This window comes from Bartonella rattimassiliensis 15908 (assembly GCF_000278215.1).
Taxonomy (GTDB): Bacteria; Pseudomonadota; Alphaproteobacteria; order Rhizobiales; family Rhizobiaceae; genus Bartonella; species Bartonella rattimassiliensis.
Genome location: NZ_JH725066.1, coordinates 247,516 through 257,375 on the forward strand (window position 1 = coordinate 247,516; position 9,860 = coordinate 257,375).

Annotated in this window: 4 protein-coding genes; all 4 read right to left on the bottom strand. The window is 35.5% G+C overall.

Annotated features, from left to right (window positions below; translation table 11 throughout):
* Nucleotides 1-144 precede the first annotated feature (144 nt).
* Nucleotides 145-828, bottom strand: a complete 684-nt coding sequence (locus tag MCY_RS05700) for a bactofilin family protein (protein WP_007347424.1) — start codon at nucleotides 826-828, stop codon at nucleotides 145-147.
* Nucleotides 829-911: 83 nt separating this feature from the next.
* On the bottom strand, nucleotides 912-1,742 hold the full coding sequence (locus MCY_RS05705) for a hypothetical protein (RefSeq protein WP_007347425.1): 831 nt from the start codon (nucleotides 1,740-1,742) through the stop codon (nucleotides 912-914).
* Between the two features lie 1,772 nt (nucleotides 1,743-3,514).
* Entirely contained in the window at nucleotides 3,515-8,437 is a 4,923-nt protein-coding gene (locus tag MCY_RS05710; protein ID WP_007347427.1) for a DEAD/DEAH box helicase, read from the bottom strand.
* A gap of 627 nt (nucleotides 8,438-9,064) precedes the next feature.
* On the bottom strand, nucleotides 9,065-9,860 hold a 796-nt coding region (locus tag MCY_RS05715; RefSeq protein WP_007347428.1), incomplete at its 5' end, for a DUF3987 domain-containing protein.

A 9,860-nucleotide genomic window follows, 5' to 3' on the forward strand; every position in this document is an offset into this window, starting at 1 on the left:
CGATAAAGGGTATGATTATTAAATACACGTGTCTCATTTGTGAGTGCAAACTTTTTTTGCATAGCACAATTCCTTTATAAGAAGATTAAATTTTAAAATGAGATGGTTAAAGGAGGGGCGCCCCCGCCGCGCTTGTCCTTTCATTTATGCTGCTTTATTTTCAACAATCTTTACAACGGTATCGTTTTCATAAATTTCACAATCTTCAGGAATCCCATATGCATAGTAAAAGTTTTGTTTGACATATGAATAACCATTTCTTTTTAACCTTGCATTGCCATGTACCAAACCTCTAATGGTATGATAACCAGTCACTTTAGCATTGCCATAAACAGAACCGTAGACCTCAATATACCCACCCACGCTAGCATTGCCATAAACCTTGCCATAAATTTTAGCGGCGCCACTAACAACAGCATGATCATAAACCACAGCATTCCTATGAATACGAGCGCTTCCTGATAATTTTGCATTGCCATAAACCCGCCCACAGACCCAAGCATTATAAGAAAGATGCGTATTGTCATAAACATGGGCATTTGCGTAAACGCGGGCACGATCACATACATGGGCATTGCCATAAACCCTACCCATTACAATAGCATTATTAAAAACCTTGGCATTTTCATAAATATGGGCAGGATTTAAAACAAGAGCATTATCATAGACCCAGCAATTACCATCATGAGAGAGGTTGCTTTCATTTTCGATAAAACCACCCAATTGACCAGCTTTAACATCAGAAAAGTCTTTTAATGCTTGGATGCGATAAAGAGTTTGATTATTAAACACACGCGTTTCATTTGTGAGTGCAAACTTTTTTTGCATGGCACAATTCCTTTATAAAGAAGATTAAATTTTGAATGAAGAATTTGAAAGGAGGGGCGCCCTCGCCGCGCCCGTGTCTTTATTTACGCAGCGTTATTTATATCCTGATCAACACCACAGACATCTTCAGAAAATTTCTTATTTTCTTTAAGCACAGCATTGCCATAAATCGTTGTAAATTGGCAAATTTGTGCCTTGCCACTCACATGAGCATTATCGTGAATGTTTGCACAGGGACCAACACGCGCCGAGCCAGAAACCTTGGCATTATCATAAATATTGCTACCGCTATAAACTATAGCCTTATCAAAAACATGAGCATTGCCATAAGCTTTTGACCACGTAGCAAGGCGTGATTTACCATAGACATGGGCATCATTAAACACAAGCCCACTCACTTGAGCATTTTCATAAACGCGGGCGTTATCGTGAATAAGAGCCCCCTCTGTAATAACGGCATTATCACTCACAACGGCATTGCCATAAACGTAGCCACCAATCTTTGCATTGCCATTAATGACTGCATTGTCATAAACATGTGCTTTATCACTCAAAACCCATGCCTTATCACTAATCACGGCATTACCGTAAACCCTAGCATAATTCACAACACAAGCATTATTGCGTATTTTGGCATTTTCAGAAACGCTTGCTTTGATAACCATAGCATCATCATAAACCCAGCAATTGCCATCATGAGAGAGGTCGCTTTCATTTTCAATAAAGCCGCCCAATTGACCAGCCTTAACATCATCAAAATCTTTTAAAGCACGTATGCGGTGTAAAGTCACACCGTTAACAACGCGGTTTTCATTAGTAAGTTCATATTTTTTTGCAGGCTGTTGTTTATTAACAGATGCGGTTTCATTTGCAATGGAAGAAATAACGGGGGTGTTTTTTGATATATTTGTCATATTTAAAACCTTAACGTAAAATTGTTTGTTATTGACGCTCTTAACAAGCATCGGGCGCTAACAAACACGGCGTTAAGTCCGTTGCTTACACTTTTCCCCTAAGGGTATTGTATGATGTAAGCACACCCGACAGAGTCATTATATGCTAATTAACACATAAAAAACAGCCAGTATTTTAAAAACATAGGAAAGGTTGTATCGTAACCTATCCGCTTAACGTAAAGTGTTTGTTAATCACTTGAGTATTTATATAACAAAATAGGTATTTATTGTCAAATAATATTTTATCTTTTTTGATATTTTTTTGTATTTTTTTAATTACGTTATGTATTGATAATATCTTATGATTATGAATTGCTTCTTTTATATTTATGTTCTTTTAAAGCTATATTATGGCCTTTCTTAAACGATTGCGTTATGTTTTGAATCTATACATTTACAATATTTAAAAACGCTCCCATAATGCGTTTTTTTAACTTTATAACCTATCAGTTTTTTCACTAAATGATTTTTAATTTTTTTGTGAATTTTGTTTATAACACATTTGCAATTTAACAGCCTTTTATAGGGACCGTCTTTATAACCAATGTTTTCATTTGCATTTTTGCTTTATTCAAAGCTACTGTTTTTACGCATTTTCTATAGCTGTTATCTTCTTTATAGCCACCGCATCATTTTTCAGTTTCATAAGAGAAACGATAAATAGGATAATTACGATTTATAGACTGTTATGAAAACACTTATGAAAACATCTAAAGAGAGATTGATAATTATAGAGATTAGCAAAATCCCTTTTAAGAGACCGTGTCAGTGTTGTCAGTTCTTTTTAGACCCTATACTATTTTTTTTAAATGATAAAAAATTAAAAGCATTATATTTCAATATGTTAATGTCTTTAAAACACAACTCATATCAAGAGTACAATCTTTAAAGATAACCAATGATATGAATTGATTAAAACCTGTCAGTTATGTGTCAGTAAATTGAACTGACAAAAGTGATTATTTTAGTGAGTAATGAAAGCGTGTCTTATAAAAAGCGTATGAAATTAAAAACTGATTACGTTATTAAAATCCCTTTTATGAATTTTATCAGTTTTTTTGAATGATAACCTTATGATTTAGAGAATGATTACAACGTGCTTTATGAAAAGCGTATGATCCTTTAAAGCCTTTCAAAAGATAGCTTGTAACTCATAAGAGATGTTATCAAGATCATTAGGTTATGAGTTTCGAGGGTTTTGAAGGTTTTGAGGGTTCCTTTTATCCTCTTTATATATTTTTTTACGATAGAAAAATAAAAGTTATTATATTTCAATATATTAGCATTTTAGAGATACAATCTATATTAAAACACAGCCTATAAATACAACCCGTGATATATTTTTGAAGGTATTTTGAGGGTTTTAAGCACCTTCAAAACCTATAAGTAATATAAGAAAATGAATATATATAACTCTCTTTAAACAAAGCTTTTGAAAAGGATAAAGCACTCATTTTAGATTACGGTATAACCTCTTAAAGGCAATGTAAAAAAATCTAACTCTATTTAAGATGGGATTTCTTAAAAATCTTAAAGCAATCCAAATAAGAGTATCTAAAAGTGCAAGTTTCTTCTTTTTAGAATAACGCATGATAAATTATCCTTTTAAAGATTGTATGTAAGCAATGTATAAAGGGGGTATAGAGTATAAAGGGGTATAAAACCTATAGGTATAAGACCTTATACCCCTTATGCGTTTATCATACCCATTATGTGAGCATGCTTTTAAGTTATTCAGTTTCTCTAATTTCCAATTTTGGTAGTTCTTTTACGATTTTCATTGTTTCTAAACTTACGGTAATAACCCTTTGAAATAACTCTAGAGGGTAGGCAGGGTTGCCAATGGTTTCAACAGCATAGCGATTGGCATCATTGATAATACCGCTCTTTTTATCAGTCTTTACACATTGACGCCCCATAACCCATTCAAGAGCGGGTTTACCATTGACGATATACTCATAAGCTTCAAGAGGGATATCTGTTATGGTAATATTGCTATTGTAAAAAACAGTGGTTTTATCCTTTTCCTTACTATTCTTAATTTTTGCGAATTTCATTTCAGTCACATAATAGAATTTCTGAGGATTAGAGATCTCTGTAACTTTTGGATTACCCTTTTTAAAGGTCACGGGATAAGGTTCTATGCTTTCGTAATTCACATGCAAATGACCCAGTTCACGCCCTGCTGTCACAAACTTCCAAAAATCATCAGCACTCTTTACACACGGGATACGAGGTAATTCTTTAGAGAGGTTATCAGCATAACGGGCACGATAATCTTCCGAATGCAAAATTCCATAAACATAATAAAAGATATCTTCTTTTGTTATATTCTCATTAGGATAAGCGGCTTTAAAATGTGCTAATCCCGCATCTGTAATGCCATCACGAACTTTCTTTTTTACACTTGCAGCAAATAAACTCTGGTTATGATGTTTTTTTTCATCAGAATATAATAAAAGTGGATAGCATCTCGTTTTTTCCAATGTATCAAAACTGATTGGCTTATTTGTCATAAGACAAGAAAATCCTGATCGATTTCCTATTCCAGAAACACAAATTCCAAGGTTGCCAAGAATATTTGAGTTAAAAAATTGATGCGTGTGTCCTAGACCTTCATTTAAGAATGGTGATGTATAATGCCATAGTGTCATAAACGGGCGATAAAGAATGAGAGCTTTTAGATGAGATTCAAATGTTGCTTCTATGCTCCGTTTTAATTTGGAGATAAGAGCATCCGTCCAACTGATTTTTGTAGTATCATAATCAATGATTTTTTTCATAGATATAGACGGATTTTCAGCAACGAGACGCCTTTGTTCATTAAAAAAATCAATTGTCTTTTGCACAGATGTACTTAGTGCATCTGTTGAAAAATTACAAACCCAAGAATCTCTTGCTGTTCTCATACCAAGCGACACTTCCTCAAAAAGCTTAGTATCTATCGACGTATTCCTATCTCCCATAGGCATAAATTGATAAAAATTGACATCTCTTGGTTTTATCCAGTCATGCTTTTCATTAGGAGTAATTTCAATAAATCGTTTGGAGTGTGTTATTCCTTTTATACTCTTAAATTCACGCAATTGTTTTAATTTTTCCTTTGTAGAAAGGTTATCCCCAATATCATGATAGAAAATCTTACAAGGCTGTTGTTTTTTTGGATTACGTACAAAAAGAGTTATTGATATTCCATTTTGACATCCAGAGCCAAAGACGTTTTGTCCTTCTTTTGCCATTCTGTTCGATAATCTGTTTTTTCGAATATCTCCACGAAGATTAACGATATAAATAGAGGAATATTCATTTTCTAAACAACTACGCATACCATCCGCAGAGATTTTATCTATCCATCCATTCCCAGAAATATAAGCGACAATACCTCCTTGTGAACTTAAGCGATTACTTGCCCACCTAATTGCTCGAATATAGCTATCATAAAGCTTATTTCGATTCATTTTTTCTGATGATCTCGTTATATATTGTTTATAGATACTATCATCAAGCGTATCATAACGCACATTTGGATTATTATCATTGGCATTTTTTTGCCCTACGGAATAAGGAGGGTTGCCAACAATAACTTGGATATCTGCTTCCTGCTGTTTTTTACACCGCTCTGAATTCTCAAACATATAGCGTGTAAAAAAATCTTTTTCCTCTAACATCAGAAACGTATCAGTTAAACAAATTCCTTCAAAGGGTATATAATCTCCTTTCATAAGACTATGATAAGTCGATTCAATGTTAATGGCTGCTATGTAATAGGCTAGGAGAACAATCTCGTTGGCTTTGATTTCATTTCGGAACTTATATTCCATATCCTCTGGTTTTATCAGTCCAGATTGTAAAAGCCTTGTAATAAAGGTTCCTGTACCTGTAAAAGGGTCAAGAATAGAGACGCCTCGAGAACTTAAGCTTTGTCCAAACTCTTGCTCTAAAACATCATTGACGGAATGTAAGATAAAATCAACTATTTCAATAGGCGTATAAACAATCCCAAGCTTATCTGTTGTCTTTTTGAATGCCTTGGTAAAAAAATCTTCGTAAAGTTTGATAATAAGATTCTGTTTTGCACGCGTTTCAATAATATCCTCTGTATCATCCTTTACACTTTGATAAAACTTTTCAAGATCTTTGGCTTCGTCTTTGATATTAATCTTATCAAGTTCAGCTAAAATTTTTTCCATCGCTTGCGAGATGGCGTTTTTACTCACAAACTCATTTCCATCAAACAAGGATTCAAAAATAGGACGTGTCACAAGGTGTTGCGCCAACATCTCGAGTGCATCCTCTTGTTCGATACTGTCATTTAAACCGTTCTTTAATTCTTTATGAAAGGCATGAAAGGCGCGATAAGCTTCACTCTTTTTATCAGCGAGTATGCTTTTAAGACGAATAATATGATTTTGTGCAATTGCAGCCACATTGCCAGCCCATTTTTCCCACTGATTAGGCTCCCCACATTTTTTGACAATGATGGGCTTAATAGCACGCGATAATTCATCAACATAAAACTCGAATTCTTTTTGTCCTTCATATTTATAAGAGCTTTCACTTGCTACTGAACCAATATGAAGCCCAGCACTTTCCAATTTCGTGTGGAAAGAGAGTTCGTCAACAACTGCGGTCATTGCTTGTAAAGCAGGGTCAAAAGTGACTCCTACAATCTCAAACACATGACGAACATTTTGGTCTAGCTCTAAGGCTTTTATTTTGTTTTTAAAGTTGTCATCATGAGCACGCAAAGCATTGAGAACTTGCCAGATGACATCATACTTTGTATTGTTTTCTAAAGCCTGTTGTGGTGGAATATTAAAGGGAATACCAACGGGTAAAATGATATAGCCTGTTGTTTTACCTTCTGCGCGACGCATCACGCGCCCCACCGCCTGTATCACATCCACATGACTTTTACGCGGGTGTAAAAACATAACCGCATCAAGAGCAGGGACATCGACTCCTTCAGAGAGACAGCGGACATTGGTTAACACACGGCAGTTATTCTCATCTGTCTCTTCTTTAAGCCAATCAAGTAATTTATTACGATTTTTGCCATTAAAAGATCCATCAATGTGCTTAACATCAAAGATAAGAGAAGTCTTACTTTCGGGAACAAATTTATGATATTCATCAATGGCGTCATTGAATAGTTCGCTAACTAATTGAGACGTATTGATATTTTTACAAAAAGCTAGAGAACGACGCATGGGTTTTATGCCATCTTCTTCTTTCTTTTCTATTTGGGAAAGTGCTTTGTAGCAGCCAATGATTTTGGTTGTATCATCAAGAATAAGTTCGGAATTTTTATCTTTAAGGCGTTTCTGAATCGTTGCGTTAATAATTGCTTCATCAACAGCCAAGACGATAACTTTATAGGGTGTTAAAAGTTTATCTTTTAGAGCTTTTGAAAAAGTATACGTGTAAAGATTTTTTCCATAGAGCTCTTCATCATCCATGGACGCCAGAACAGCATCAGATGCGTCAGCCTTCTTTTTCAGCTTGTCGGTAAAGATCTTAGGGGTTGCTGTCATATACAGACGTTTTTTGCCCCGAATGATGCTGTTATCATGAACCTTGATAAATTCAGATTCACGCTTGTCTGTTCCTAACACAGCTCCAGTGGTACGGTGTGCTTCATCACAGATGATCAGATCAAATTCGGGTAAATCATGCTCTTTTTGTGCATCGGAAATCACTTGGATTGAATGGTAAGTAGAAAAGACCACAGTCATTACATCAAGAGAAGTTTTATTGGCTTTACGCGCAAGCTCTTGTGAATCCGTGGTCGCCGGCAAGACAAGATCTGATGCATCAAGACCAGCTTCATCATCATTTTTATTCTTACGACGCTTACCTACTTGCGTATCCGAACATACGGCAAAGGAACGCAAAGGCACTTGTGTATCTTCTGCCCATTCACGGATTGTTTGAGAGATAAGAGCGAGAGAGGGCACCAGAAACAATACACGCTTGCCTTTTCCTGCTAGTCGTTCTGCTATCTTAAGACTGGTGAATGTTTTACCCGTCCCACATGCCATAATGAGCTTGCCACGGTCTGCTTCTTGTAAACCTTCACAGACTTTCTCAAGCGCTTCTATCTGATGATCTAAAAGCTTTTTTTTCGGTCTCTCTTTAAGGACGGCTTGTCCTTGTTCTTTATAAGCGTCCCAATCGATTTGACTGTTTTCTAAATCAAATAGATTAATCTGTTGAATACGAACTTCTTGACCATCACAAGTGTTGTTAGCATTATCACTCCAATTGCTTTCGGTGCTATCAACGAGAATACGACGCGTAAAAATCTTTTTGCCCGACGCAGCGATAAAGCTATCAATATCTTCTTTTTTAATGATGTGAGAAGCATCATAGCATTTACATTGAATAGCCGCATATCCTCCTTGATCACGGATTGTAGCGACCAAATCAATACCAATATCACGCCCATCTTCATCATGTTCCTTAGCCCATTCCAAATAAGTTTGAACCTTTTCGTATTCTTGCTTTTGCAACGGGTCTTCAGCTAAATAAACCTTTACAAGGTTTTCAAACAGCGTTCCCAATTCACGGGGTGATTTAGCTTGTCCGCGATAATATTCCAACAGAGAGCGTAGCGTGACATGTTCATGATCAGACTTAAGAGATTGCAGCATATTATAACAGAGCTCCGTTTTGGTATGAGAGGGTTAATTCTTTTCAAAAGAATCAAAATGAAGCTTATTAAATCCATTTTGAACGAATTGAGAAAAAATGCAGAAAAATGCGAAAAAACGGATAAATTTTTTCAAAAGGGATCTTAAAAGGCTGTTTATCCACAGCCTATGATACAGTGTAAGATCAGCAAAATAGTAAAATTTGCTATTCGTTTCATGGGTTAATCAAGATAAATGTACTATGGGCTTTAAAATATCAGAATGAGTATTTTGATAGGTTTTATAAGGCATAAAATAATCGCTTTTGTCAGTTCAATTTACTGACAGATAACTGACAGGTTTTAATCAATTCACATCATTAGTTATCTTTAAAGATTGTATTTTTGATATGGGTTATGTTTTAAAGAAATTAACCTATTGAAATATAATGTTTTTAATTTTTCTCATTAAAAAAAAATAATAGAGGGTCTAAAAGGAACTGACAACACTGACAGCACTGACAGCCCTGGACAAAACTCTTCCTATAAGATCACTCAGATTATTTTTTTTAGAGAAAAGTTCTTTGATGAGAATGCCATTAAAAAGAGTGTTGCCTATGTGAGTAGAAAGTTTTTAAAAGAGGTTTCTTTACTGTTTTATGCTGTTGTTTTTGATTAAAGGATGCCATTCATAATAGGCATTAGGGTGTCCACTTGTCTGCTGTGTTATAAACTTTTTTCGAAGGTGATTTGAATGGCATAAAAGCTCTAAAGCTTGCTTCACGGTTTGATTGTCTTTTAAAGAACGCCAACATCGTCTATAGATATCTCTTGCTGTAAAAACATCGGGTAAATGATCACAACGCTCGACAATTAATTTTGCACTTTCTACTGTTAATGTATCATGGGCCGCATAAAGACGTTTTGCATGACTTAACAGATAACTTGTCCAACGCAAGGCTGTTGTGATGGCATAGGGTCCGATTTCTAAACGACCACCGTCAAGAAGTTCAAAAATCAAGGCAAGGCTTGCTATGGTTTTAGGCATTTTTAAAAGATGCGCTTGTAAGCTTTCTGAGTGCGTACCTCCTTTTGCTTCTCTATGAAGATGCTCTAACCATTCATAAAATTGCATTTGTGCTTTAGCAGAAAAACGCATGATCAGCGGCTGTTCAGGAGACCCTAAGCGTTTATCACGAAAAGAGCGAAACACCCCTTCATACTTTTGCCATGCCTCTTTATTGGGCGGTCTATCAATCACTTGCCACTCTTTATTGTCATCGGGCCAGACAATCATTTGAAAGCGTTGCAATAAACCATCATCATTTATTCCACGGTTTATTGCTTGAATGAGGGGAATAATGCGTGAAGGTTGAATGCCTCCAATCATGGATAAAGTGACATGAGGGATAAAAATGGTTCCACGCTCTATACGGTCATAGGTA

What these genes read in the sequence shown, in the direction of transcription:
- MCY_RS05700 (WP_007347424.1), bottom strand. Translation starts at nt 828, where the DNA reads ATGCAAAAAAAGTTTGCACTCACAAATGAAACGCGTGTGTTTAATAAT.
- MCY_RS05705 (WP_007347425.1), bottom strand. Translation starts at nt 1,742, where the DNA reads ATGACAAATATATCAAAAAACACCCCCGTTATTTCTTCCATTGCAAAT.
- MCY_RS05710 (WP_007347427.1), bottom strand. Translation starts at nt 8,437, where the DNA reads ATGCTGCAATCTCTTAAGTCTGATCATGAACATGTCACGCTACGCTCT.